This is a genomic window from Stenotrophomonas chelatiphaga, from assembly GCF_032054965.1.
Lineage (GTDB): Bacteria > Pseudomonadota > Gammaproteobacteria > Xanthomonadales > Xanthomonadaceae > Stenotrophomonas > Stenotrophomonas chelatiphaga.
This window is the reverse complement of record NZ_DAMBRS010000002.1, coordinates 359,393-384,309: the sequence shown is the minus strand read 5'-3', so window position 1 is coordinate 384,309 and position 24,917 is coordinate 359,393. Positions and strand designations below refer to the sequence as shown.

General features: G+C 67.2%; 19 protein-coding genes. 8 read left to right on the top strand and 11 right to left on the bottom strand.

Annotation, left to right across the window (positions count from 1 at the left end):
• Positions 1–231: 231 nt before the first annotated feature.
• Positions 232–414 (bottom strand): 30S ribosomal protein THX, encoded by a 183-nt coding sequence (locus RTX79_RS06230; RefSeq protein ID WP_042615275.1) that lies wholly within the window; start codon positions 412–414, stop codon positions 232–234.
• A gap of 111 nt (positions 415–525) precedes the next feature.
• Positions 526–939, bottom strand: a complete 414-nt coding sequence (locus tag RTX79_RS06225; protein ID WP_057507301.1) for a MerC domain-containing protein — start codon at positions 937–939, stop codon at positions 526–528.
• A 153-nt stretch (positions 940–1,092) separates the two neighbouring features.
• Here RTX79_RS06225 and RTX79_RS06220 point away from each other — a divergent pair, with 153 nt between their 5' ends.
• The 4 genes from RTX79_RS06220 to RTX79_RS06205 all read left to right on the top strand — a co-directional run bounded on the left by RTX79_RS06220 (position 1,093) and on the right by RTX79_RS06205 (position 7,028).
• Positions 1,093–3,282: a TonB-dependent receptor gene (locus tag RTX79_RS06220; RefSeq protein ID WP_312682733.1), complete on the top strand. Its 2,190-nt coding sequence runs from the start codon at positions 1,093–1,095 to the stop codon at positions 3,280–3,282.
• 297 nt (positions 3,283–3,579) lie between these two features.
• A complete protein-coding gene (locus RTX79_RS06215) occupies positions 3,580–4,146 on the top strand; it encodes a TetR/AcrR family transcriptional regulator (RefSeq protein WP_123699798.1) in 567 nt (188 codons plus the stop codon).
• Positions 4,143–5,825: an MFS transporter gene (locus tag RTX79_RS06210; RefSeq protein ID WP_312682764.1), complete on the top strand. Its 1,683-nt coding sequence runs from the start codon at positions 4,143–4,145 to the stop codon at positions 5,823–5,825. The genes RTX79_RS06215 and RTX79_RS06210 overlap by 4 nt, the downstream gene beginning before the upstream one ends.
• Before the next feature lie 9 nt (positions 5,826–5,834).
• Positions 5,835–7,028 carry an HlyD family secretion protein gene (locus RTX79_RS06205; protein ID WP_312682726.1) on the top strand — a complete coding sequence of 398 codons (1,194 nt, stop codon included), beginning with the start codon at positions 5,835–5,837 and terminating at the stop codon, positions 7,026–7,028.
• 502 nt (positions 7,029–7,530) lie between these two features.
• Here the strand turns inward: RTX79_RS06205 and RTX79_RS06200 are convergent.
• The 6 genes from RTX79_RS06200 to creB all read right to left on the bottom strand — a co-directional run bounded on the left by RTX79_RS06200 (position 7,531) and on the right by creB (position 14,925).
• Positions 7,531–8,016, bottom strand: coding sequence for a Fur family transcriptional regulator (locus RTX79_RS06200; protein WP_042612667.1), 486 nt, complete (start codon positions 8,014–8,016; stop codon positions 7,531–7,533).
• Positions 8,017–8,041: 25 nt separating this feature from the next.
• Complete coding sequence (gene gltX / locus RTX79_RS06195; protein ID WP_312682723.1) at positions 8,042–9,448, bottom strand: glutamate--tRNA ligase; 1,407 nt, start codon at positions 9,446–9,448, stop codon at positions 8,042–8,044.
• A gap of 105 nt (positions 9,449–9,553) precedes the next feature.
• A complete protein-coding gene (locus tag RTX79_RS06190) occupies positions 9,554–11,170 on the bottom strand; it encodes a M20/M25/M40 family metallo-hydrolase (RefSeq protein WP_312682721.1) in 1,617 nt (538 codons plus the stop codon).
• Positions 11,171–11,326: 156 nt separating this feature from the next.
• Complete coding sequence (gene creD, locus RTX79_RS06185; RefSeq protein ID WP_312682719.1) at positions 11,327–12,682, bottom strand: cell envelope integrity protein CreD; 1,356 nt, start codon at positions 12,680–12,682, stop codon at positions 11,327–11,329.
• A gap of 87 nt (positions 12,683–12,769) precedes the next feature.
• On the bottom strand, positions 12,770–14,203 hold the full coding sequence (gene creC / locus RTX79_RS06180; RefSeq protein WP_309684319.1) for a two-component system sensor histidine kinase CreC: 1,434 nt from the start codon (positions 14,201–14,203) through the stop codon (positions 12,770–12,772).
• A 2-nt stretch (positions 14,204–14,205) separates the two neighbouring features.
• Positions 14,206–14,925, bottom strand: coding sequence for a two-component system response regulator CreB (gene creB, locus RTX79_RS06175; protein WP_312682715.1), 720 nt, complete (start codon positions 14,923–14,925; stop codon positions 14,206–14,208).
• Positions 14,926–14,972: 47 nt separating this feature from the next.
• Here creB and RTX79_RS06170 point away from each other — a divergent pair, with 47 nt between their 5' ends.
• From RTX79_RS06170 to mfd, 3 genes are all read left to right on the top strand, one after another.
• Positions 14,973–15,830, top strand: a complete 858-nt coding sequence (locus tag RTX79_RS06170) for a 23S rRNA (adenine(2030)-N(6))-methyltransferase RlmJ (protein ID WP_057507309.1) — start codon at positions 14,973–14,975, stop codon at positions 15,828–15,830.
• Positions 15,831–15,924: 94 nt separating this feature from the next.
• A complete protein-coding gene (locus RTX79_RS06165) occupies positions 15,925–16,470 on the top strand; it encodes a GNAT family N-acetyltransferase (protein ID WP_057507310.1) in 546 nt (181 codons plus the stop codon).
• A gap of 157 nt (positions 16,471–16,627) precedes the next feature.
• Entirely contained in the window at positions 16,628–20,092 is a 3,465-nt protein-coding gene (gene mfd / locus RTX79_RS06160; protein WP_312682711.1) for a transcription-repair coupling factor, read from the top strand.
• Positions 20,093–20,187: 95 nt separating this feature from the next.
• On the opposite strand, the gene RTX79_RS06155 is transcribed toward mfd, so the two are convergent.
• Positions 20,188–22,284, bottom strand: coding sequence for a M13 family metallopeptidase (locus RTX79_RS06155; RefSeq protein WP_312682708.1), 2,097 nt, complete (start codon positions 22,282–22,284; stop codon positions 20,188–20,190).
• A 171-nt stretch (positions 22,285–22,455) separates the two neighbouring features.
• Here RTX79_RS06155 and RTX79_RS06150 point away from each other — a divergent pair, with 171 nt between their 5' ends.
• The gene (locus tag RTX79_RS06150; RefSeq protein ID WP_057507313.1) at positions 22,456–22,896 is read left to right on the top strand and encodes a DUF4262 domain-containing protein; all 441 of its coding nucleotides are present in this window, start codon (positions 22,456–22,458) and stop codon (positions 22,894–22,896) included.
• 30 nt (positions 22,897–22,926) lie between these two features.
• Here the strand turns inward: RTX79_RS06150 and gpmA are convergent, their stop codons facing one another.
• Together gpmA and RTX79_RS06140 are read right to left on the bottom strand one after the other, a co-directional pair.
• Positions 22,927–23,676 (bottom strand): 2,3-diphosphoglycerate-dependent phosphoglycerate mutase, encoded by a 750-nt coding sequence (gene gpmA / locus RTX79_RS06145; RefSeq protein WP_057507314.1) that lies wholly within the window; start codon positions 23,674–23,676, stop codon positions 22,927–22,929.
• Positions 23,677–23,742: 66 nt separating this feature from the next.
• Entirely contained in the window at positions 23,743–24,717 is a 975-nt protein-coding gene (locus RTX79_RS06140) for a cation diffusion facilitator family transporter (RefSeq protein WP_312682703.1), read from the bottom strand.
• Positions 24,718–24,917 lie beyond the last annotated feature (200 nt).

Genomic DNA, 24,917 nt, shown 5'->3' with positions numbered 1-24,917 from the left:
TCATGTAACCCTCGGAGGTTGGATCAGCTGTCCAACTCCCGGGGGTCACTTCACCATGGGGGCTCGTTTCCGCCCGTCCGGGGCTCCAACGGTCCTGCGCCGCAGCTCCCCGTGCCTCCGGACAGCCTCTTGGCATCCGGCGGCCCGGGAAGTAGAGACAGGGAAACATCAACGCACAAAAAAAACGCGGCGCTGGGCGCCGCGTTTTTTCGTGTTCTGCCGGTCAGCGGATCAGCTGGCCTTGGCGACGGCCTTCTTGGCAACGGCCTTCTTTGCCGGGGCCTTGGCCACGGTCTTCTTGGCGACCGGAGCGGCGGCGCCGACGGCGGCCTTGCTCACGGTGTGCGAACGGGCGTTGCCGTAGCTGGCGTTGTAGCGCTTGCCCTTGGCGGTCTTGCGGTCACCCTTACCCATGTCTTGAACTCCTGGCTATGTTGATTCTGATTACCCCGTGCTGACACGGGTTTGGCGGGGCCGTCTTGCTGGACGCCCCCGCGCACGATCGGAAAGCCTACCACGACGACCTCAATGCGCGCAGCTGGCGTCGTGTACGTGGCCGTGGTTGAGGCGCAGGTTGACCAGGTGGGCCACGCCCACCAGCAGCCCACCGAGGGTCATCACCACCGCATGCGGCACCGGATCGTGGTGAAGCGGGTCGTACAGCACGCCCGTCCACAATGCGACCAGACCGGGAATCAGGAAGGCCAGCGCACGCAGCGCACCGTGACGCCGATAACCCCAGACCAGGCTGAACAACCCCAGCAGGGTGACGAACACCACCAGCGCCTGCTCCACGCCATCGCCCAGCCACACCGACAGGCCCAGCGAGGGCGCAGCGGCCAAAGCCACGGGGATGACCGCGCAGTGCACCGCGCACAGCAGCGAACCGGTGGCACCGAAGCGGTCAATCAGATGGCGCAGGCGTGGGATAAGAGGCATGACTTCCAGCAGGGTCGGCGAAGCGTTATGGAATAATATAACATCCCTCCTGTACCCGCACGGCCTGTTTCGCCCAGCGACTCTCTCCCGCTGTCCGCCATGGGATTCGTGCGCCCCCTTGTTGATACGTTATAACAATTCATTGGAAGCCCCATGACTGCTCTGCGTACCCGGCCCCGTCCGCACACCCTCACCCTGGCCCTGGCGGCTGCCCTGCTGCCTGCGATGGCGATGGCCGCCGACGCCCCGGCCGACCGACACCTGACCGAACTGTCCGAAGTGAAGGTCACCGCCTCGCCGCTGCAGGGCGATGCCGAATCGCTGGCGCGGCCGGTCGAGGTACTCGCCGGGGAACGCCTGGATGAAGCCAAGGCGGGCACCTTGGGCGACACGGTGGCCAAGCTGCCGGGCGTGCAGAGCTCGTACTTCGGCCCCGGCGTCGGCCGCCCGATCATCCGCGGACAGGAAGGCCCGCGCGTGGCCGTTCTGTCCAACGGCGTGGGCAACATGGATGCGTCCACCGTCAGTGCCGACCATGCCACCAGCATCGAACCGTTCCTGGCCGACCAGATCGAAGTGCTGAAGGGACCGGCCACCCTGCTGTTCGGCAGCGGTGCGATCGGCGGCGCGGTCAACGTGGTCGATGGGCGCATCGCCAGCGAACTGCCGGAGCGCCCGCTGAGCGGTCGCGCCGAGGTGCGCGGCAACAGTGTCAACGACGAACGCAGCGGCATGTTCCGGCTGGACGGCGTCAACGGCAACTGGGTGCTGCACGTGGATGGCCTGGTGCGCAACGGCGATGATTACCGCATCCCCGGCTACGCGGTGGTCGATGCGCTCGAAGAGCACGACCATGCGCACGCTGGCGGCGATGCCGATGAACCGCGTCGCGGGACCCTGGACAACAGCTCCATCCGCACCCGCGCCGGCGGTGTCGGTGCCACCTGGCTCGGCGATGGTGGCTTCTTCGGCCTGTCGGCCGGCACCTACCGCACCAACTACGGCATTCCCAACGGCGCGCACGTGCATGCCGACGGCGATGACCATGACCATGACCACGACCATGACCACGGCGGCGAGGAGGAAGGCGGCGACGAGCACGACGTGCGCATCGACATGGTGCAGAACCGCTTCGACTTCAAAGGCGGCATCTACAACCCGACCTCGTTCCTGAAGAACGTCACCCTGCGCGCCGGCTACACCGACTACGAGCACACCGAACTGGAAGCCGGCACCCCGGCAACCCGCTTCACCAACCAGGGCATCGAAGGCCGGTTGGAAGCGGTGCAGAACGAGATCGCCGGCTGGAACGGTGCCTTCGGCCTGCAGTTCGGCAACAGCGATTTCGGCGCCAAGGGCGAAGAAGCGTTCGTGCCGGATACCACGACCGAAAACCTTGGCCTGTTCGTGCTGCAGGAAAAGCAGTTCGGCCCGTTCAAGCTGGAACTCGGCGCGCGCCATGACCAGGTCAAGCTGGATCCGACCGGTGATTACCAGCGCCGCAAGTTCGATGCCACCAATCTGTCTGCCGCCGGCATCTGGACGCTGAATGATGCAGTGGACCTGCGCTTTGGCGTGGACAGCTCCGAGCGTGCACCGACCAATGAAGAGCTGTACGCGGCCGGTGCACACATCGCCACGCGTTCGATCGAACTGGGCGATGCGCAGTTGAAGACCGAGCGCGGCCAGCGCATCGAACTGGGCATCCACACGCACAGCGAGCGCCTGGATTTCTCCGCGTCGGTGTACCAGACCAAGTTCAAGGACTTCATCTACCTGGCTGACACCGGCGTGGTGGAAGACCTGCCGGTGCGCTTGTGGGCGCAGCAGGACGCCACCTTCAAGGGCGCCGAAGCCGAGGCGTTGCTGCACCTGTTCGAAGGCAATGCCGGTGACTGGGACCTGCGCGTGTTCGGTGACTACGTCAAGGCCGAGCTGGATGGCAGTGGCAGCCGCAGCGTGGACATCGCCGTGCCGCATGGCGACCACAACCACAATTACACCGTGGACCTGGCCAACGGTGGCTACCTGCCGCGCATTTCGCCGGCACGCGTGGGCGCCGACCTGCGCTGGGCCAAGGACGGCTGGCGCGCATCGGTCGGTGCGGTGCGTTACAGCAGTCAGAAGGACACCGCGCAGAACGAAGAACCGACCAACGGCTACACGCTGGTGGATGCGCACGTGGCGTATCGCTGGGACCGCAGTGACAGCAACAGCTACGAAGTATTCGTGGACGGCAGCAACCTGACCAACCGCGAAGTACGTCCGCACACCTCGCTTCTGCGCGACTACGCCCCGCTGCCGGGCCGTGCCGTGGCGTTCGGCATCCGCGCGTACTTCTGACGGCTGCCCGGCTGACCGGCTGGCCGGCCCACGGCCAGCCGTAGTGGGTGGCCCCACCCATGGTGGGTGACCTACCCCTGGTGGGTGACCTACCCCTGGTGGGTGACCTACCCCTGGTGGGTGACGACCGTTGGTCGTCACTTTCCGCCACGTGGACAGGCGCCCGGCGCGCCTGCCACCACGACCCGCACGGCAACTCTTCACCACCTCATCACCAATGCGACTGCGGACTGACACCGGAGTGGCATAGCGCAATCGACCACTGGCCGAACGGACATTTGTGTCCGAAAATGGCGCATGACCTCTCTACGTGCCGACGCGGCCGCCCGCCGCGCCCTGATCCTCGATGCGGCCGACCACGTGTTCGGCAACCATGGCGTGACCGCCCCGCTGGATCTGGTGGTGGAGCGCGCACAGGTGGGACGGGCGACGCTTTACCGCAACTTCCCCGACCGCAGCGCGCTCATCGAAGCCCTGCTGCAGCGGACCGTCGACCGTATCGCGCGCCAGGTAGCCGAACTGGGCACGCGTGACGACGCACTGTTCGTGCTGCTGGACGGCATGGCCCGCCGCATCATCGATTCGCCTGCGCTGGCCGACTACTGGCGCGCGGTGCATCCGGATGACCCCACCGTACGCGGCGCGCGCGAACGCGTGCGCACCCTGATGGAGGCCCCCATCCAGCGCGCCATCGCCGCGGGGCTGTGCCGGCCGGACCTGACCTCCACGGATATTTCACTGATCTCGGGCATGCTGGGTGCGGCCCTGCGCGGCAAGAACCGCGAAGAGCGCAGCGCACTGGCGGGCCGCGCGTTGCAGCTGCTGCGCGCAGGCCTGCAGGGAACCGGCGCCACGGAGGCCTGATGTCGCAGTACCTCAAGCCCATCCCGGACTGGGAGGAACACGAAAAGCCCACCCTCCCCGGCTCGGCGTCGATGCCCTGGCATCCGCCGCACCGGCGTGCGGCCTATGCGCTGGTGTCGGTGCTGGTCGCCATCACCGGCGGCCTCGGCACCGCGCTGGTCACCGCCAACCTGCCCTTCCTGCAGGGACAGCTCGGGCTGACCCCGGTGCAGGGCACCTGGCTGGTGGCGTCCTACGTGATGGTCAACGTCACCGCCAACCTGCTCGCCTTCAAGTTCCGCCAGCAGTACGGCATCCGCCTGTTCGCCGAAATCGGTCTGGGGTTGTACGCCGCACTGGCCCTGTTGCACCTGGCCGTCGGCAGTTTCGAAACCACCGTGCTGCTGCGTGCGGCCAGCGGTTTTGCCGGCGCGGCCTGCTCCACGTTGGGCACGCTGTACATGCTGCAGTCGTTGCCGCGCCGCTACACCGGCAACCTGCTGGTGATCGGCGTGGGCCTGTCCCAGCTGGCGGTGCCGCTGGCCTGGGTGGTTTCGCCGAGCCTGGTGGGTACCGGCCAATGGCATCTGCTGTACTTCTTCGAAGCCGGACTGGCGCTGTGTGCGTTCGCGGCCGTGGTGCTGCTGAAGCTGCCACCGGGCGTGCAGATCAAAGCGTTCGAACCGCTGGATTTCCTCACCTTCGCGCTGCTGGCACCGGCCGTTGGACTGCTGGTGGTGGTGCTGGCGCAAGGCTACGTGCGCTGGTGGACCGACACCCCGTGGCTGGGATGGGCACTGGTCGCCTCGATCACCCTGGCCACGGCGGCCTTCGTGATTGAACACTACCGGCGCAATCCGCTGCTGCAGGTGCGCTGGCTGGCCAGCCTGCCGGTGCTGCACTTCATCGTCGGCGCCTTCCTGCTGCGCTTCCTCACCACCGAACAGTCGTACGGCGTGGTCGGGCTGATGCGCACGCTCGGCATGGGCCCGGACCAGATGCGGCCGCTGTTCGCGGTTATCTTGGCCGGGGTGGTCACCGGCATCGCCGCCAGCTCGCTGACCTTCGGGCCGAAGCGGCTGATCCCGCAGGTGCTGATGGCGATCCTGCTGCTGGGCAGCGCCGCCCTGCTCGACCAGCACCGCACCAGCCTGGACCGGCCTCACGATTTCTACGTCAGCCAGTTCCTGGCCTCGGTCGGCTCGGGCATGTTCATGGGGCCGCTGATCATGCTCGGCATCACCGCCGTGCTGAAGCAGGGCGTGGACCACATGATCACCTTCCTGGTCACCCTGTCGATCACCCAGACGCTGGGCGGGCTGGCCGGTTCGGCCGTACTGGGCACGGTGCAGCTGCATCGCGAGCAGCTGTATTCCAGTGCACTGGTCAGCCAGCTGGACCCGGCCGATCCGGTGGTCGCGCAGCGGCTGCGCCTGCAGCAACAGCTCTATGCCGCGCAGATCACCGATTCGGTACAGCGCAGCGCGCAGGGCACCGCGCAGCTGGCGCAGATCGCGCGCCGCGAAGCCAACGTGCGCGGCTTCAACGATGTATTCACGCTCAGCGGCTGGCTGGCGCTGGGCTTCCTGGGCTGGCTGCTGTCGCTGCAGGTGTGGATCGCCGCGATGAAGCGATGGCGCAAGCGCCGTCCCTCCCCTTCCTCCCCCGCGGCGCCCGATGCGGCTGCCGCACCGCGTTGAGTAGACCCCATGTCCCAGCAACCTCCCCGTGATGACGACGCCCCCGACAACGTCAATCCGGCGCCTCCCACCGATGCCGCACCCGCTCCTGCGCCGCCTCCGCCGGCGGCCGCCCCGGTGACGCCGACGGGCGCGCCGAAGTACCTCAAGCCCAGCAACCGGGCGGTGGTGATCATGGTGGTGCTGGCCCTGGTGGGCATCGCGCTGATCCTGCGCGGCTGGCAGCTGTGGCCGTTCACCAGCGCCATCGCCAGCACCGACAACGCCTATGTGCGTGGGCAGATCACCGTGCTGGCGCCGCAGGTCAATGGCTATGTCACCGACGTGCTGGTCAAGGATTTCCAGCACGTCAAACAGGGCGATGTACTGCTGCGCATCGACGATCGCATCTACCACCAGCGCGTGGCGCAGGCCGAGGCCGCGCTGGACAGCGCGAAGGCCGCGCTCGCCAATTCTGACCAGTCGCAGGCGCAGAACCGCGCGCAGATCGCTTCGGCCAAGGCCACGCTGTCGGCCGGGCAGTCCGAACTGCAGCGTTCGCGTGCCGAGCTGGCGCGCTACGAGCAGCTGGCCGAACAGCGGCTGGTGGCGTTGAACGACCGCGACAAGTTCCGCACCAGCCAGGCCTCCGCGCAGGCCGGCGTGCAGCAGTCGCAGGCCCAGATCCAGATTGCCGAGGAAACCCTGGTCTCCACCCGGGTGGCGCGCAAAGGGCTGGAAGCCCAGGTGGAAAGTGCGCAGGCGGCGCTGGAACTGGCGCGCATCGACCTGGCCAACACGGTGGTGCACGCCCCGCGCGACGGCCAGGTCAGCGAAGCCAGCGCGCGCGTCGGCCAGTACGTGACGGCCGGTTCGCAGTTGCTGTTCCTGGTGCCCGATGCGCTGTGGGTGGTGGCCAACTTCAAGGAAGGCCAGACCTGGCAGATGCGCATCGGCCAGCCGGCCACTTTCGCGGTGGATGCATTCCAGGGCGAAGTACTGCGCGGCCACGTGGAGGAGATCGCCCCGGCCACCGGTTCGGAGTTCAGCGTGCTGCGGCCGGACAATGCCAGCGGCAACTTCACCAAGGTGGTGCAGCGGTTGCCGGTACGGATTGCGATCGATGCCGATCAACCGCTGGCGGCGCGGCTGCGGCCGGGGATGTCGGTGGTGGCCAAGGTGGATACGTCGGTTGAGCCTGCCTCCGCGCCGCGCGAGCGGTGAGTGGGTCGAACGGGTGAGACCCCCTCGCGGGTGGCTGTTTTCTGCATCCGGCGCTGGGTCGGGCGGTGGGGCTGGTCGGGGGACGGCAGAAGCCGCTCCTGCGGGCCTCGTTTCGCGCCATCCATGGCGCTCAACGCCCCCGCCCAGCCCCACCGCCCGACCCCTGACAGGTTACGGTGGCCGCCAGCCGCGTAATGAAAATAAAAAATAAAGGCAGGGGTCAGGGTCCTTTCGCGCAGCGAAAGGACCCTGACCCCGTTTTTCTTCCACCCTTCCCACCCCGCATCCGCCGACCATGGGTCAGCGCTACAAGGGCACCCGTGCCGCCATGGACCTGTCGAAGGAGGGGCGGGGTGGCTGTGCAGGACCGTCTTTTCGCATGGATGCGAAAAGCGAGCCTCCATGGACGGATTTACGGCGTGTCCTGCACAGCCACCCCGCCCCGCCAACACGCAGCCCTGCAGCTGTTGCCGTTGCTGTTGCCGTTGCCGTTGACTGAAACTCAGCCCGCGCAGCGGGCGCAGAGTCCGTGTACTTCCAGCGTCTGCGCCTGCGGCTGGAACCCCAGTTCCTTGGCGCGCTTTTCCAGCTGGCTGACGATCTCGCGGTCTTCCAGTTCCACCGCGCTGTGGCAGCTGTTGCAGATCAGGAACGGCACCGAATGCGCCGCGCTGCTGGGATGGTGGCAGGCCACGAAGGCGTTCACCGATTCCAGCTTGTGCACGAACCCGTTGGCCATCAGGAAGTCCAGCGCGCGATACACCGTCGGCGGGGCGTCGGCGCCCACGCCCTTGCCGCTGCGTACCCATTCCAGCAGCTCATACGCCTTGACCGGCTTGCCGGCCTCGGCGATCAGCCGCAGCACGTTGGCGCGGATGGGCGTGAGCCGCAGCCCGCGCTCGCGGCACACGCGCTCGACCACCCCCACGAAGTCCGACGCGTCGTGGACGTGGTGGTGCGGGGCCGTGCAGGCGTGCTTGGCGGACATGCGGATTCTCCAGTTCGGGCGGATTTCAGGCCGCTGCCACTACCTTGGTAATGGCAACATCGATGCGTTTCAAGGCCTCATCGCGACCGGCAAGGTACACCGTCTGCGAAATGTCCGGGCTCACCTGGGTACCGGTGATGGCCACGCGCAGCGGCTGGGCGACCTTGCCCATGCCGATCTCCAGCGCCGCGGCGGCATCATGCAGCGCCACCCCCACGCTTTCAGCGGTCCACGCCGGCAATGCCGCCAGCAGCTCGCGCGCCTTGCCCAGCGGCAGTTCGGCGCCGGCCTTCAGGTGCTTGGCCACGGCCGCGTCGTCGTAGCTTTCCAGCGGCTGGTACCAGACCACCGCCTTCTCGGCCATTTCCTTCAGCGTCTGCACGCGCTCGCGCAGGGCGACCACGACATCTTCCGCCGACGGGCCAGCGTTCAGGTCCAGGCCCAGCTTCTCCAGCTGGTATACCAGCGCCGGCGCGATGGACGCAGCGGCTTCGGTCTTCAGGAAATGCTGGTTGACCCAGCCCAGCTTGGCCATGTCCAGGCGGGCCGCCTTGGAATTGCAGTTGGTCACGTCGAACAGGTCGATCAGCTCCTGGCGGCTGAAGATCTCCTGGTCACCGTGCGACCAGCCCAACCGGGCCAGGTAGCTCAGCAGCGCCTCCGGCAGGTAGCCGGCGTCCTTGTACTGCATCACGTCGGCCGCGCCGGTGCGCTTGGACAGCTTGGCGCCCTGCTCGTCCAGGATCATCGGCATGTGGCCGAACTTCGGCACCGGTGCGCCGATGCCCAGGTACAGGTTGATCTGGCGCGGGGTGTTGTTGATGTGGTCATCGCCGCGGATCACCTCGGTGATGCCCATGTCCCAGTCGTCCACCACCACGGCGAAGTTGTAGGTCGGGTAGCCGTCCGGGCGGAAGATCACCATGTCATCGAGCTCGCTGTTGGCGATCTCGATGGGACCCTTGATCAGGTCATCGAACACCACCGTACCGTCCAGCGGGTTCTTGAAGCGGATCACCCGGTTCGGGTCATCGCGATAAGGCAGGTTCTGCTCGCGCGCGGCACCGTTGTAACGCGGCTTTTCCTGCTTTGCCATGGCCGCCTCGCGCATCGCATCGAGCTCTTCGCGGGTCTCGTAGGCGTAGTAGGCCTTGCCGTCGGCGACCAGCTGTTCGGCCACTTCCAGGTAGCGGGCCACGCGCTGGGTCTGGTAGATCGGACCTTCGTCGTAGTCCAGTCCCAACCACTCCATCGCCTCCAGGATCGCGTCGATGGCGCCCTGCGTGCTGCGCTCGCGGTCGGTGTCTTCGATGCGCAGCACGAACTCGCCGCCACGGTGACGGGCCTCCAGCCAGCAGTACAGCGCCGTGCGGGCGCCGCCGATGTGCAGGTAGCCGGTAGGACTGGGGGCAAAGCGGGTGCGGCAGGTCATGGGACGCTCGGGGAACGAATATCCGCCGATTTTAGCAAAAGGGGGCGGAGGGGATGACGTCGCGCGCCCCCCGCCCCTTCACGCCCGTGCGGCGCCGTCTACGACTTACTCCCCGCCGTCGCCATCCAGCGCCTTGCGCGGGAACCGGGCGTCGCGGGTGGCGGCGTTGTAGACGAACGAGGCCACGATCGCGGCGGCCTGCTTCAGGTCCTCCGGTTCGGCGTGGTCCCAGGTGTCCAGGTGGCTGTGGTGGACGTTGCTGAAGTAGTCCAGCTTGTCCTGGATGAACTGGAAGCCCGGCAGGCCAACGCGGTCGAAGCTGATGTGGTCGGTGGAGCCGGTGTTGCGGGTGGCCACGGTGGTCGCGCCGACGTCGTTGAACGGCTTCAGCCAGGCCTCGAACACCGGCATTGCCGCCAGGTTCTCCTGGGCATGGATGCCGCGGAAACGACCCGAGCCATTGTCCATGTTGAAGTACACCGAGAACTTATCGTAATCGCGGCGCTTGACCAGGGCGCCGGTGGGCTCGCGCAGCGACGCCGGCAGCGCCTTCTGCGCCGCATCGGTGGGTTCGGGGAACTGTGCGAAGTGCTTGGCCACGTAGGCCTGCGAGCCGATCAGCCCCTGTTCCTCACCGCTCCACAGCGCGACCCGGATGGTGCGCTTGGGCTTGGCACCCACCGCCTTGAGGATGCGCATGGCTTCCATCATCACCGCCACGCCGGCGGCATTGTCGGCTGCGCCGGTGCCGGTATGCCAGGAATCCATGTGCGCGCCGAGCATCACCACTTCATCGGCCTTGCCGCTGCCGCGGATCTCGGCCAGCGTGTTGTAGCCGGGCTGGTTGCCGTCATCGGTGAATCGCGCGGCCACGTCCACGCGCAGCTTCACCGGCTGCTTGGCCGCCAGTGCGCGCACCAGCGGATTGAAGTGTTCGGAGATCATCGCCAGCTCCGGGATGCCGGCTGATTCGCCGGCCCTTCGCGAACCGCCGCCGGCCACCCGGATGATGCCGTTGTCCCAGCCGCTGATGCTGATCGCCGCCAATGCGCCCTCTTCCACGAAGAAGGCATTGACCGCCTTGGCCAGCGCCTGCCGCTCGGTGTACTCCTTGACCCGCTTTTCCTTGTCGGCCGCCGCGTTCTTCGGCACCGTGAACGCCTGCAGGCCCTCCAGCGAGGTGGCATCGTGGCGATGCGAATCCGGCTCGGTGCCACGCTTGTACTCACGCGCTTCGCCCAGCAGCAGGATCTTGCCGCGCAGCTTGCCCTTGTACTTTTCCAGGTCGGCCAGCTTCTTGATGTCCACCTGCACCAGCTCGCCCTCCACCGGGCCATTGGTGCCGGGGGTCCAGGCCTTGGGCAGCGCGTGCAGCGGCTGCATGCGATCGCCCTGGGTACCGCTGCCCAGCATCAGCACCGATGCCGAAGTGAACTCCCAGCCGCGCCCGAAGTCCTCGAACGCTTCATCGTGCACGTTGACCAGGCCCCATTCGTTGAACTTGCCGCGCGTCCACGCGTTGGCCTGGGCCATCGCCGGCGAATTGGTCAGCCGGGGGCCGATGCTTTCGGTGAGATGGCTGAAGGTATCCATCACCTGCGAGCGATGGAACGCTTCCTGGCGGATCTTGCTGACCATGTCCAGGTCGACCGGCTCGGCGCGCTGCGCCCATGCCGGATTGCTCAACGCCAGCGCGATTGCCAGCACACCCCACTTCCCCATCGTCCAGCCTCCGGCTCGCGCCGTCACAGATCAATCCCCGAGTGTAGGGCGAAGGGCCGCGCACGACAGATGCCTAAGGTCACACAATGCAACGGCGCCACATTCCGATCGGGAATGTGGCGCCCTGGCATGCATGCCGGAGCATGCCGGAGCAGGTCAGCCCAGGGTGCGCGGCTGGCCGTCGGTGGGCAGCGCGGGCGGCGTACCCATGCCCAGCGCGTACCAGTCCACCCGGCGGGTCACCCACATCACCAGCGCGAGGATCCCGAACAGCAGCAGCGAGCCCATCAGCAGTGCGTTGTTCTCCGACACCAGCAGGCCGTACAGCGCCCCGTACAGCACCGTCAGCATCAGCGCGAAGCCCGCGCCGCGCTTCCAGTGGCCCAGCACGTTGGCCAGGTACACCGCCTGCAGGCCGATGCAGGCCAGCGCCGATACCAGGTAGGCCTGCCAGAAGGCGATGTGCTCGGACAGGCTGATCAGCAGCAGGAAGAAGATCGCCAGCGCCAGGCCGACCATCAGGTACTGCAGCGGATGGATGCGCAGCTGGCGGATCAGTTCGAACAACAGGAAGCCGACGAAGGTGAGCAGCACGAACAGCACGCCGTACTTGGACGCACGATCGGCCTGGGTATACACGTCCACCGGATCCACCAGCGAGACCTGCACCGCCTGCGTGGACGGATCCCCGGCGCGCAGCTGGCGCTGGGCATCGGAGGCCAGCGAGGACACCGCCCAGCGTGCTTCGAAGCCCTGCGCGTCGACGCGGCGCTCGTTGGGCAGGAAGGCGCCGGCGAAGGAAGGATGCGGCCAGCGCGACCGCAGGGCGATCTGGTTGTCATCACCGACCGGCACCACCGCCAGCGAGCGGCTGCCATCCACCTGCAGGTCCAGCTCGATCCGGCTGGCGGCCAGCACGCCCCCACGGGCATCGGCGAATCCGCCGAGGTCGGCATGCAGTCCGCGGCCCAGTTCATCGGCCACGCCGACGCCCGGCTGCAGCCGCAACGGTGCGCCGTTGACGCGCAGGTCGGGCGTCCCCACCAGCCCGCGTACATCACTCAGGCCGATCGCCAGGTACGGCGTGCCGTAGCTGCGCCCTTCCTTTACCGGATAGTCATCGGCGGCGAACGCCGCGGTGATGTTGCCCTGCCAGCTGTAGACCGGCACCTTGAACAGGCCGACCGAGCGCTGGTCCGGCAGCAGCCGTCCGTCCACGCTCAGCTGCTGCGGCATCTGCAGCCAGTGGCCCTGCGTGGTCTGCACTTCGGTACTGGTCTTGCCGGCTTTGTCGACAACCGCCACGGTGGTGCGCTCGATCCACGGCACCACCCGCACCGGGCCGACCAGCTGCTGGGTGCCGGCACGGCTTTCGGCCACCCGGCGGAATGCTTCTTCGCGGTACTCGCTGCGGTCGGTGATGACGCCGCGGATCAGCATCAGTGGAACCAGCAACAGCAGGATCAGCCCGCCGACAATGGCGAAGCGCAGGAACAGGTGCAGGGATTTCATGGTCCATCCTCGTTGGAGAGGCCTGCAGGATGGACACCCCGGATGTGCGGGGTTTGAGGCGAGTTTGAAGCGAATGTGAAGTGGCCGCTAGCGCGGCAGCCACAGCACCGCGCGGGTACCGCCGGACGCACCCGCTTCCACGCGGGCGTGCCCACCGTGCAGGCGTGCCACCTCACCAACGAACGGCAGGCCCAGGCCGGAGCTTCGTGCGCCGGTGGCCGGGCGTGCCAGCGAATAGAAGCGTTCGAACACGCGCCCGCGCGCGAACTCCGGAATGCCGGTGCCCTGGTCGATCACCTGCAGCGCGATGCCGGCGCCCTCCGCGCTGGCGACCAGCTGGATGCGGCTGCCGGCCGGCGAAAAATCGATTGCGTTGTCCAGCAGGTTGCCCAGCGCCTGGCGCAGCAGGTAGCCATCGCCCTGCAGCGTCATCGTGCCGGCGGGCTGCACCTGCAGCTGTACGCCGGCGGCCTGCGCGCGCAGCTGCACGTCCTGCTCCACCGCGGCGAACAATGTGGCCACCGACAACGTGTCACGCGACTGCAGCCAGCCGTGCTGCTCCACCTCGGCCAGCGCCAGCAGCTTGTCGATGGTCTGGGTCAGCCGCTGCTGCTGGTCGACGATGCTGCGCGCGAAGCGCTCGCGGTCTTCGGCCGGCATCGGCTCCTGCAACAGCTCGGCCGCGCCGCGGATCGCCGCCAGCGGGCTCTTCATTTCATGGGTCAGCGACTGCACGTACTGCTCCACGTAGGCCTTGCCTTCCAGCTTGCGGCGCATGGTTTCCAGCGCGCGGCCAAGGTCGCCGATCTCATCGCGCCGCGGCTTCGGCGGGGCCACCGGCTCACCGGCACTGACCGCCTGCGCATAGCGGTTGAGCCGCCGCACACCGGTCATCAGCCACGCCGTCATCAGGATGCCGATCAGCGCCGACAGGCCGATCAGCCACGCACCGCGCAGCATGATCTGGCGCTGGCTGGCGGTTATGAAAGGATCGATGCTGCGGTTGGGCTGGGACAGCGACAACACGCCGATCAGGGTGCGGCCATCGGCCGGGTCGTACACCGGCGCCGCCACGTGCATCACCGTGTGGGTGGCATCGCCGGGCACTTCGGGGCTGGAGCGCGCGCCGTACTCGCCGCGCAGGGTGCGATGGACATCGTTCCAGCGCGAGTTGTCGCGGCCGACGTCACGGCCCAGCGAGTCGTACAGCACGATGCCCTTGGCATCGGTGATGGTCACCCGGTAGTCCAGCGCGCGCTTGGGGAAGCGCCAGACCATCGCCTTCGGGTCGCGGCGTTGCGCACGGGCCAGGCTGGCGGTGAAGCCACCACGGGCCAGCGTGCCGGCCTTGAGCTCCGGCGCGGCCAGTTCGGCCAGCACGTTCGCTGCATCCACCAGGGTGGATTCCATCGCCTGGCGTACCCCCGGCTTCACTTCCTCCACGAACACACGCATCACGAAGAAGGCGGCCAGCCCGACGATCAGGAAGAAGCCCAGGAACAGTTTCAGCCCCAGCCGCATGCTCAGGCCTCCAGCGCATAGCCGACACCGCGATGGGTGCGGATCGGGTCATCGGTGGCACCGGCACCGCGCAGCTTCGCGCGCAGTGTCTTGATATGGGTGTCCACGGTGCGGTCGGCGCTGTCGGCGCTGGCGTCCCAGCCGCGATCCATCAACTGGGCACGGCTGAGGATGGCGCCGGGGCGATGCAGCAGGGCAGCCAGCAGCGCATATTCGTAGCGCGTCAGGTCGAGCAGCTGTTCGCCATAGCGGATGCGGTGGCCCTGCCGATCGATATGGAATCTACCCTGCTGCTGCCAGCGGCCATCGGACGTGGTCCCGGCCACGCCGCTGCGGCGCAGACGGGCCCGCACGCGCGCCACCAGTTCGCGCGGCGAGAACGGCTTGGTGACGTAATCATCGGCGCCCAGTTCCAGCCCCATCACCCGGTCGACCTCGTCGTTGCGCGCGGTCAGGAAGATCACCGGCAGCTGCCCCACGGCGCCCGGCAGCGCGCGCAGGCGACGGCAGACCTCGAAGCCGCCCAGGTCGGGCAGGCCCACATCGAGCATCACCAGATCGAACGCGCCGTCCTGCAGCTGCTGCAGGGCCTGCCCGCCGAGCAGGCAATGGGTGGCCGCGAAGCCTTCGCTGCGCAGCGCATACAGCACGGTTTCAGCGATGGCGGCCTCGTCTTCGACCACCAGCACGCGGGCAACAGGTTCTGTCATGGGCGGCAGCATAGCCGCTGCGATAGCCGCTGCGCCTGCCGACCCGTACACTGCGCCCCATGAACTACCGCCACGCCTTCCATGCCGGCAACCATGCCGATGTCCTCAAGCACATCGTGCAGCTGGCCCTGATCGACAGCTTCAAGCGCAAGGACAGCCCGTTCTTCGTGCTGGACACCCATGCCGGCCGCGGCCGCTACCTGCTGGCCAGCGAAGAGAGCCGCAAGACCCTGGAAGCCGAAGATGGGGTCATGAAGCTGATGTCCCAGCCCAAGCTGCCCGAAGTGGTTGAGCGCTACCTCAAGGCCGTGCAGGCCGACAACCCGGTCGGGGCGATGATCACCTACCCCGGCTCGCCGCTGCTGACCGCCCAGGCGATGCGCCCGCAGGACCGCCTGGCCGCCTGTGAGCTGCAGCCCGAAGAAGCCGCCGCGCTGAAGAAGCTGTTCGCCGGTGATGCCCGGGTCGGCGTGTATGAAGGCGACGGCTACGAAAAAATACGGGCGCTGGTCCCACCGAAGGCAAACGGTGCCAAGATCGGCCGCGGCCTGGTGTTGATCGATCCGCCTTACGAGGGCCAGGACGCCGAGTACATCCGCATCCTTGCTGCCCTGAAGGAAACCTTCGAGCGCTGGCCGCAGGCCACCTGCGCGGTCTGGTTCCCGATCAAGCAGCGCCGCACCATCCTGCATTTCCTGCGCAAGGCCACCGCCCTGCCCTACAAATCGGCGATGACCATCGAGCTGCTGGTGCGTCCGGATGAGTCGCCCCTGCGCCTCAATGGCAGCGGGATGCTGATCCTCAACGCCCCGTTCCAGTTCGACCGGGTGATCGGCCCGGCCCTGCCCGCGCTCAAGCAGCACCTGGGCGAGCCCGGCGCCAGCACCCGCCTGGACTGGTTGAAGACCGCCGAATAAGGCCCCCGTGGCCGCTGCGTCCCGTGAACCTTCCGTTCACGGAATGCAGCCATGGGGATGCCACAATCGCTGGACCACCAAGGAACTACCCGGTATGGCCACTCGCAACCGCATGCCGCCCTGGCACGAGATCTTCAAGGCCCCCAGTGGCCATGAACTGCTGATCCGTCCCATCCGGCCCGAAGACGGCCCGCCGTTGCAGGCGGCCTTCAGCCTGTTCGGCCCGGAAGAGATCCGCGACCGCTTTCTGCAGGCGGTGACTGAACTGTCGCCGGAAACAACCCAGCGGCTGACCCATCCGAATCCGAAGACCGAGATCACCCTGGTCGCCGCCGAGTCGCTGCCGGCCGGCGAAGCGGTGGTCGGTGCCGTCGCGCGTGCCTCGATCATCCAGGGTACCCGCGAAGCGGAGTACGCGATCCTGATCAGCCGCTTCCTGATCGGCCAGGGCCTTGGCCGGCAGCTGATGCGCAAGCTGGTGAAGTGGGCACGCGGCAAGTACCTGGATCGCCTGTACGGCGACATCGCCGAAGAAAATGAACCGATGAAGCAGCTGGCAGACTCGCTGGGCTTCAAGCCCGTGCCGCATCCGCAGGGTACGCCCGGGCTGGTGCGCATGGTGCTGGAACTGGATAACTGAGCGGATGCGCCGGGCGCTGCCCGGCGATGCTTGCCTGGCCGCTGCGCTCGCCGAGCATGGCTCGGCGCTACCCGCTCCGGGCGTGGTGCCGCGCCCGCCTCGCTTGACGGATTGTTGTCCGGGCCTGCACAGGCGGCTCTGGTAGAATCGTCGGCCAATGTCGCGCTCTCCTTATCCCCTTCCGCCGCTGCCCCGTCCCGGCCAGCTCCGCGCCTGGTGGCGCGCTCCCAGCTCGCCCACCGCGCTGGCCTGGTACCTCGCCCGTGCGGCGCAGGCACACGATGGCCCGGTGCTGGTCGTCGCGCCGGACAACCACGGTGCCAACCAGATCGAATCCGATCTGCGCACCCTGCTTGGCGATGATCCGTCGCTGCCGGTGGTGGCGTTCCCGGACTGGGAAACCCTGCCCTACGATCGCTTCAGTCCGCATCCGGACATCATTTCCCAACGCCTTTCCGCCCTGCATCGCCTGCCCGGGCTGAAGCGTGGGCTGGTGGTGGTGCCGGTGCAGACGCTGATGCAGCAGCTGGCGCCGAAACAGTATGTGATCGGTGGCAGTTTCGATCTGGAAGTCGGCCAGCGCCTGGACCTGGATGCGGAAAAGCGGCGACTGGAAAGCGCCGGCTACCGCAACGTGCCACAGGTGATGGACCCGGGTGATTTCGCCGTGCGCGGCGGCCTGCTGGATGTGTACCCGATGGGTGCCAGCGAACCACTGCGCGTGGAGCTGCTGGACCAGGACATCGATACCATCCGCGCCTTCGATCCGGAAACCCAGCGTTCACTGGAGAAGGTACAGGCCGTGCACATGCTGCCCGGTCGCGAAGTCCCGATGGACGACGCCAGCATCTCGCGGGTGATGGACGCGCTGCGCGAACGCTTCGATGTCGACACGCGCCGCAGTTCGCTTTACCAGGACCTGAAATCGCGGCTGGCACCGGCGGGCATCGAGTACTACCTGCCCTTGTTCTTCGACCACACCGCCACGCTGTTCGATTACTTTTCCGCCGACGTGCTGCCGGTGATCGCCGCCGGCGTCGGCGAAGCCGCTGCGGCGTTCTGGGCGCAGACCGGCCAGCGCTACGAACAGCGCCGACACGACGTCGAACGGCCGCTGCTGCCGCCGGGCCAGCTGTACCTGTCGCCGGAACTGCTGCGCGAGCGCCTCAACGACCTGCCCCGCGTGGAAGTCTGGCCGCCCGGGCATGCGCGCATCGAACAGGCCCACGCGCTGGGAGACACCGCGTTGCCGCCGCTGCCGGTCGCTGCGCGCGATGCCGCCGCAGGCCAGGCGCTGGCCACGTTCATCGAGCAGTATCCCGGCCGCGTGCTGATCGCCGCCGATACCGCCGGTCGCCGTGAGGCGCTGCTGGAAGTCCTGCAGGCCGCCTCCCTGCGCCCACCCGTGGTGGCCGACCTGCCGACGTTCCTGGCCGGCAGCGAGCGCTTCGCGATCACCGTGGCGCCGCTGGAAGACGGCTTCGCGCTGGACGATCCGCGCATCGCGGTGCTGACCGAACGCCAGTTGTTCCCCGAACGCGCAGCGCACCAGCGGCGCTCGCGCCGTGCCGGTCGCGAGCCCGAGGCGATCATCCGCGACCTCGGCGAACTGACCGAAGGCGCGCCGATCGTCCATGAAGACCATGGCGTAGGCCGTTACCGCGGCCTGATCGCGATGGATGTCGGCGGCATGCCCGGCGAGTTCCTTGAAATCGAATACGCCAAGGGTGACCGGCTGTACGTGCCGGTGGCCCAGTTGCACCTGATCAGCCGCTACTCCGGCGCATCGGCGGAAACCGCTCCGCTGCATTCGCTGGGTGGCGAGCAGTGGACCAAGGCCAAGCGCAAGGCCGCCGAAAAAGTCCGCGACGTGGCCGCCGAACTGCTGGAAATCCAGGCGCGCCGTCGCGCCCGCGCCGGGCTGGCGCTGGACGTGGACCGGGCGATGTACGAACCGTTCGCCGCCGGTTTCCCGTTCGAGGAAACCCAGGACCAGCTGGCGGCGATCGATGCGACCCTGCGCGACCTTGCCAGCAGCCAGCCGATGGACCGCGTGGTCTGTGGTGACGTCGGCTTCGGCAAGACCGAAGTGGCCGTCCGCGCGGCGTTCGCCGCGGCCAGTGCCGGCAAGCAGGTTGCCGTGCTGGTGCCGACCACGCTGCTGGCCGAACAGCATTACCGCAACTTCCGCGACCGCTTCGCCGATTACCCGATGAAGGTGGAAGTGCTGTCGCGCTTCAAGTCCACCAAGGAGATCAAGGCCGAGCTGGAAAAGGTCGCCGATGGCACCATCGACGTCATCATCGGCACCCACCGGCTGCTGCAGCCGGACGTGAAGTTCAAGGACCTCGGCCTGGTCGTGGTCGATGAGGAACAGCGTTTCGGCGTGCGCCAGAAGGAAGCGCTGAAGGCGATGCGCGCCAACGTGCACCTGCTGACCCTGACCGCGACGCCGATTCCGCGCACGCTCAACATGGCCATGGCCGGGCTGCGCGACCTGTCGATCATCGCCACCCCGCCGCCGAACCGGCTGGCGGTGCAGACCTTCATCAGCCAGTGGGACGATGCCCTGCTGCGCGAAGCCTTCCAGCGCGAACTGGCGCGCGGCGGCCAGCTCTACTTCCTGCACAACGACGTGGAAAGCATCGGCCGCATGCAGCGCGAGCTGTCCGAGCTGGTCCCCGAAGCCCGCATCGGCATCGCCCACGGACAGATGCCCGAGCGCGAGCTGGAACGGGTGATGCTGGAGTTCCAGAAGCAGCGCTTCAACGTGCTGCTGTCGACCACGATCATCGAATCGGGCATCGACATCCCCAACGCCAACACCATCATCATCAACCGCGCCGACCGCTTCGGCCTGGCCCAGCTGCACCAGCTGCGTGGCCGCGTGGGACGTTCGCACCATCGTGCCTACGCGTATCTGGTGGTACCGGACCGCCGCTCGATCACCCCGGATGCGGAGAAGCGCCTGGAAGCCATCGCCTCGATGGATGAACTGGGCGCGGGCTTCACCCTGGCCACCCACGATCTGGAAATCCGCGGCGCCGGCGAACTGCTGGGCGAAGACCAGAGCGGGCAGATGGCCGAAGTGGGCTTCAGCCTGTACACCGAACTGCTGGAACGTGCCGTGCGCAGCATCCGGCTGGGCAAACTGCCCGACCTGGATGCCGGCGAGGAAGCCCGCGGGGCCGAAGTGGAGCTGCACGTGCCCTCGTTGATCCCCAACGACTACCTGCCCGACGTGCACACCCGCCTGACGCTGTACAAGCGCATTTCCAGCGCGCGCGACAGTGCGTCCCTGCGCGAGCTGCAGGTGGAGATGATCGACCGCTTCGGCCTGCTGCCGGACGCGGCCAAGCATCTGTTCGCGATCGCCGAACTGAAGCTGCAGGCCAACGAGCTGGGCATCCGCAAGGTCGACCTCGGCGAGGCCGGTGGCCGCATCGTGTTCGAGGCCAAGCCGAACATCGATCCGATGTCGGTCATCCAGCTGATCCAGAAGCAGTCGAACCTGTACAGCATGGACGGCCCGGACAAGCTGCGCATCAAACACCCGCTGCCGCTGCCTGAGGACCGTTTCAATGCGGCGCGTGCGTTGCTGACGACGCTGGCGCCGGGCTGACCGCTGCGCTCGCCGACCCTGGGTCGGCGCTACCACGGGGCAAAAGAAAAACCCGGCTGGCGCCGGGTTTTTCAGTACTCACCAGCTGCGGGCAATCACCAGATCACGACGCGCTTGTCGTCGGCACGCACCATTGGCTGGCCGGCCTTGCACTCGAACGCGGCCGCGAAGGACGGCATGTTCGACGGCGCACCGTTGGCACGGAAGTTCGCCGGGGCATGCGGGTCGGTGTTCAGGCGCACGCGCAGCTCACCATCGGTGAAGTTGCGGCGCCACACGGTGGCCCAGTTCATGAAGAAGCGCTGGTCCTGCGTGTAGCCATCCACCGGCACGTTCTTCGACGGGTCTTCCTTCAGCGCCATCTGCAGCGCGTCGTAGGCCACGGTCAACCCACCCAGGTCGCCGATGTTCTCGCCCAGGGTCAGCTTGCCCTTCACGTTGACGCCCGGCACTGCCTCGTAGCCATCGAACTGCGCCACCAGCTGGTCGGTGCGCTGGGTGAAGGCACTGCGGTCCGCGTCGGTCCACCAGTTGTCGAAGTTGCCGTTGGCGGCGAACTGGCTGCCCGAGTCGTCGTAGCCGTGCATCATCTCGTGGCCGATCACCGCACCGATGCCGCCGTAGTTCAGCGCCGGATCGGCCTTGGCATCGAAGAACGGCGCCTGCAGGATCGCCGCCGGGAACACGATCTCGTTCTTGGTGGCGTTGTAGTACGCATTGACGGTCTGCGGGGTCATGCCCCACTCGGTCTTGTCCACCGGCTTGCCGATCTTGTCCAGCATGTAGCGGTAGTTGTACGCACGCGCGGCCTGCATGTTGCCCAGGAAGCTGTCGCCATTGGTCTGCAGGCCCGACCAGTCACGCCACTTGTCCGGGTAGCCGATCTTCGGGGTGAAGCTGGCCCACTTCTCCAGCGCCTTCTTGCGGGTGTCTTCGCCCATCCACTCCAGCTTCTCCAGGCGGGACTTGAGCGCTTCGGACAGGTTCTCCACCAGGTGCTGCATCTGCTCCTTGCTTTCAGCCGGGAACACCGCGTCCACGTACAGCTGGCCGAGCGCTTCACCCATGCCGTTGTTGACCGAATCCAGCACACGCTTCCAGCGCGGCTGCATCTCCTGCTGGCCGCGCAGGGTCTTGCCATAGAAATCGAAGTTGGCCTTTTCCACGTTGCTGCTCAGGTACGGCGCGGCATCGTCGATGGTGTGGAAGCGCAGGTAGGCCTGCCAGGTGGCGGCCGGGACATCGGCCAGCATCTTGTCCACTTCGGTGAAGAACTGCGGCTGGGCCAGCGAGAACTTCTGCGCGGCCGGCACCTTCAGCGTGTCGAACAGCGCGGTCCAGCTGAAGTTCGGCGTCAGCTTGTCCGCATCTGCCGCGCTGACCGGGTTGTAGCGCTTGGATGGATCACGCATTTCGATCCGCGAAAGCGAGGCGTTGGCCAGGCGGGTTTCGAAGGCCAGCACGGCCTTGGCCTGGTCGGCCGCCTGCGCAGCGTCGACACCGGACAGGGTCAGCACCTGGGCAATGTAAGCGACGTAGGCATCGCGGATCTTGGCCTGCGATGCATCGAAGTAGTAGCCCTTTTCCGGCAGGCCCAGGCCACCCTGGCCGACGTAGGCGATGACGTTGGCCGAGTCCTTGTAATCGGCGTTGGCGAACAGCGAGAACAGCACGCCCTGGCCCTGCGCCTGGCTGTCGCGCAGGTACTGGGTGATGGCGGCGGTGTCGGCCAGCGCGGCGATCTTGTCCAGCTGCGGCTGCAGCGGCGCCAGCCCGGCGGCATCGATCTTCGCTTCGTCGCTGCCGGTCTTCCAGATGTCACCGATCTTGGCTTCCACGCTGCCGGCCTTGGCCTCGCTGGCAGCAGCCTGCTGGACCAGCGCGTGCTGCACTTCCAGCGAGCGCTCGCGCAGGATCTCGAAGCTGCCCCAGGTGGTCTGGTCGCCCGGCACCGGGTTGGCACTGAGCCACTTCTGGTTGACGAATGCATTGAGGTCGGTACAGGCCGAGATGGCGGTATCCAGGTCGGCGCTGTTGAGCGAAATCAGCGGCGTCTTGATCAGCGACTGGTCGAAGGCCGGCTTGGCGGCATCGGCGCTGGCCGCCGGCGCGGTTTCAGTCTTGCCGCAGGCCGCCAGCGAGGCGGCGATGGCAACGGTCAGGCCCAACGGGGCCAGGGTGCGCAACTTCATGGGACTCTCCGACAGGTAATCCCCGAGGGTAGCCCGGACGCAGGGCGCAGGGGACCGCCAAAGGTCACGCCGCGCGCGCGATCCCCACACGTGTGACACTGCGGGTGTCCCTCCCGATCAACTGGCCAGCGTGTTCATATGACAACAGCGGATAGACCCCAGGACCGCCGCGTGATCGACGATATCCGCGACCACGGCTGGCATTGCCTGCACGTGCTGCCCGGACCGGATGGCGAGGCCGGCTTCTCCTACTCGATCGGCTTCCAGGCGACCTACAACGCGCCGGAAGTGATGGTGTTCGGCCTGCAGCGGTCCAAGGCCCAGGCGCTGCTCAGCGAATGCGCGCAGCTGCTGGCCGGCGGCCACCAGATCCATACCGACGTGGAGGATGCCGATGTGCTCGACGGCGGCTACAAGGTGATCTTCCGACCGGTGCGTACGGACTGCCATGACGATTACCTGGGCACGGCGGTGCGCCATTACGGCGAACAGCCCCTGCATGCCGTGGTGATGTTCCTGCCGGACAAAGCACACCGCTTCGCCTGGCACCCCGGTTACGACGATGCGCCATCCGATGAAGCGCTGGCCATCGTGCTGACCAGCGCCCCGTAGTACCGACCCTGGTCGGCAGCCGCTTCGGCGTTACTTCGCCTTGCCCTGGTTGGCCACCGCTTCGGCAGCCTTGCGCGCCGCTTCCGGGTCGCCCAGGTAGCGGAACGACTGCACGGTCAGGTCATCGTTGAGCTCGAACAGCAACGGGATGCCGGTCGGGATGTTCAGTTCGAGGATCTGCTCGCGCGAGACGTTGTTGAGGTACTTGTACAGCGCGCGCAGCGAATTGCCATGCGCGGTGACCAGCACGGTCTTGCCGTCCTTCAACTGCGGGGCGATCGAATCGAACCAGTACGGCAGCACGCGGTCCAGCGTGGTAGCAAGTGATTCGGTACCCGGCAGCGCGTTGCGGTCCAGCGTGGCATAGCGACGGTCGTGGATCGGGTGGCCCGGATCCTCGATGTCCATCGCCGGCGGCGGGATGTCGTAGGAACGGCGCCAGATCTTGACCTGGTCCTCGCCGTGCTTGGCCGCGGTTTCCGCTTTGTCCAGGCCCTGCAGGCCGCCGTAATGGCGTTCGTTCAAGCGCCAGCTCTTGCTGACCGGCAGCCAGTCCTGGTCCATTTCGGCCAGCGCACCCTGCAGGGTGTGGATGGCGCGCTTGAGCACCGAGGTGTGCGCCACATCGAACTGCAGGCCTTCTTCGCGCATCAGGCGACCGGCGGCAGCCGCTTCCTGGCGCCCCTTGTCGGTGAGCTCCACGTCGACCCAACCGGTGAAGCGGTTGTCCAGGTTCCACTGGCTCTGGCCGTGGCGCAACAGTACGAGTTTACGAGTCACTGCAGGGTCTCCAACATCGGGAAGGCAGGCGGTCATTGTAGCGGCGAAGGAACGCCGGATGCCGGCTCAGTGGTGGACGTGGCCGTGGTGGCCGTGCCGGTCCCGTTCGTGGTCGTGCGCGGGCCCGTGGTCGTGTGCCGCCGGCGCCGGCCCCACCGCACAGGCATCGCCACAATGCTCTGCCTCCAGTTGCAGGGTCACATGGTCGATGTCGTGGCGCTCATGCAGGGCATCGGCCAGCGCGCGCCGCACCTGGTTCGCGTCGGCCCCGTCGCGCAGCACCACGTGGGCGCTCAGCGCCGGCGTGCTGGAGGCCAGCGCCCACACGTGCAGGTCATGCACGTCCACCACCGCCGTGTGGCTGCACAGGCTGCTGCGCACGTCGGCCAGCACGATGCCTCTCGGCACGCCCTCCAGCAGCACGTTGATCGCCTCGCGCATCAGCACCCAGGTGCGCGGCAGCACCCACAGGCCGATCAGCACGGCCAGGATCGGATCGATCACCTTCCAGCCGGTCCAGCGGATCAGCAGCGCACCGATGATCACCGCCACCGATCCCAGCATGTCCGCCCAGACCTCCAGGTAGGCACCTTTCACGTTCAGGCTTTCGCCACTGCCGGCCTTCAGCAGGCGCATCGATACCAGGTTCACCGCCAGGCCCACCGCGGCGATCACCAGCATGCCGGTGGATGCGATCTCCTGCGGCTGGCGGAACCGGGCGACGGCCTCCCACAGGATGTAGCCAGCCACCACGAACAGCATGCCGCCGTTGAACATCGCGCCGAGTGCTTCCAGCCGTGCGTAGCCGTAGGTGCGGCGCGCATCCGGCGGGCGCCGGCTCAGCCGCACCGCGACCAGCGCGATCATCAGCGCCAGGGTGTCGGTGGCCATGTGCGCGGCATCGGACAGCAGCGCCAGGCTGTTGGTGACGAACGCGCCGACGATTTCCACCAGCAGGAACGCGGCGGTCAGCCCCAGTGCCCACCATAGCGGCTTTTCGTGGCGGATTTCTGCGGGAAGATGGTTGTGGTCGTGGCCCATCGGGGTCTCCTGTGTGGTGCCCGCAGGCTACGCCGCGCGTGCGGGGGATACCATCACACCGGTTATAACATCGCCTTCGTCGCGCTCAGCTGCAGCGCCACGGTTGCCGCCGACAGCAGGGTGGTCAAGCTCGATCCGGGTTGATCCGCATCCCCCGATCGAGGGGTCGACAGCGTCGATGCGGTCAAATAGCATCTGCT

Bases quoted from the DNA above. Each gene is read 5' to 3' on its own strand.
- RTX79_RS06230 (WP_042615275.1), bottom strand. From the start codon at position 414: ATGGGTAAGGGTGACCGCAAGACCGCCAAGGGCAAGCGCTACAACGCC.
- RTX79_RS06225 (WP_057507301.1), bottom strand. From the start codon at position 939: ATGCCTCTTATCCCACGCCTGCGCCATCTGATTGACCGCTTCGGTGCC.
- creC (WP_309684319.1), bottom strand. From the start codon at position 14,203: ATGCGGCTGGGGCTGAAACTGTTCCTGGGCTTCTTCCTGATCGTCGGG.
- creB (WP_312682715.1), bottom strand. From the start codon at position 14,925: ATGCTGCCGCCCATGACAGAACCTGTTGCCCGCGTGCTGGTGGTCGAA.
- RTX79_RS06155 (WP_312682708.1), bottom strand. From the start codon at position 22,284: ATGAAGTTGCGCACCCTGGCCCCGTTGGGCCTGACCGTTGCCATCGCC.
- RTX79_RS06170 (WP_057507309.1), top strand. From the start codon at position 14,973: ATGAACTACCGCCACGCCTTCCATGCCGGCAACCATGCCGATGTCCTC.
- RTX79_RS06205 (WP_312682726.1), top strand. From the start codon at position 5,835: ATGTCCCAGCAACCTCCCCGTGATGACGACGCCCCCGACAACGTCAAT.
- RTX79_RS06220 (WP_312682733.1), top strand. From the start codon at position 1,093: ATGACTGCTCTGCGTACCCGGCCCCGTCCGCACACCCTCACCCTGGCC.
- RTX79_RS06190 (WP_312682721.1), bottom strand. From the start codon at position 11,170: ATGGGGAAGTGGGGTGTGCTGGCAATCGCGCTGGCGTTGAGCAATCCG.
- RTX79_RS06215 (WP_123699798.1), top strand. From the start codon at position 3,580: ATGACCTCTCTACGTGCCGACGCGGCCGCCCGCCGCGCCCTGATCCTC.
- RTX79_RS06140 (WP_312682703.1), bottom strand. From the start codon at position 24,717: ATGGGCCACGACCACAACCATCTTCCCGCAGAAATCCGCCACGAAAAG.
- mfd (WP_312682711.1), top strand. From the start codon at position 16,628: ATGTCGCGCTCTCCTTATCCCCTTCCGCCGCTGCCCCGTCCCGGCCAG.
- gltX (WP_312682723.1), bottom strand. From the start codon at position 9,448: ATGACCTGCCGCACCCGCTTTGCCCCCAGTCCTACCGGCTACCTGCAC.
- RTX79_RS06200 (WP_042612667.1), bottom strand. From the start codon at position 8,016: ATGTCCGCCAAGCACGCCTGCACGGCCCCGCACCACCACGTCCACGAC.
- RTX79_RS06165 (WP_057507310.1), top strand. From the start codon at position 15,925: ATGGCCACTCGCAACCGCATGCCGCCCTGGCACGAGATCTTCAAGGCC.
- creD (WP_312682719.1), bottom strand. From the start codon at position 12,682: ATGAAATCCCTGCACCTGTTCCTGCGCTTCGCCATTGTCGGCGGGCTG.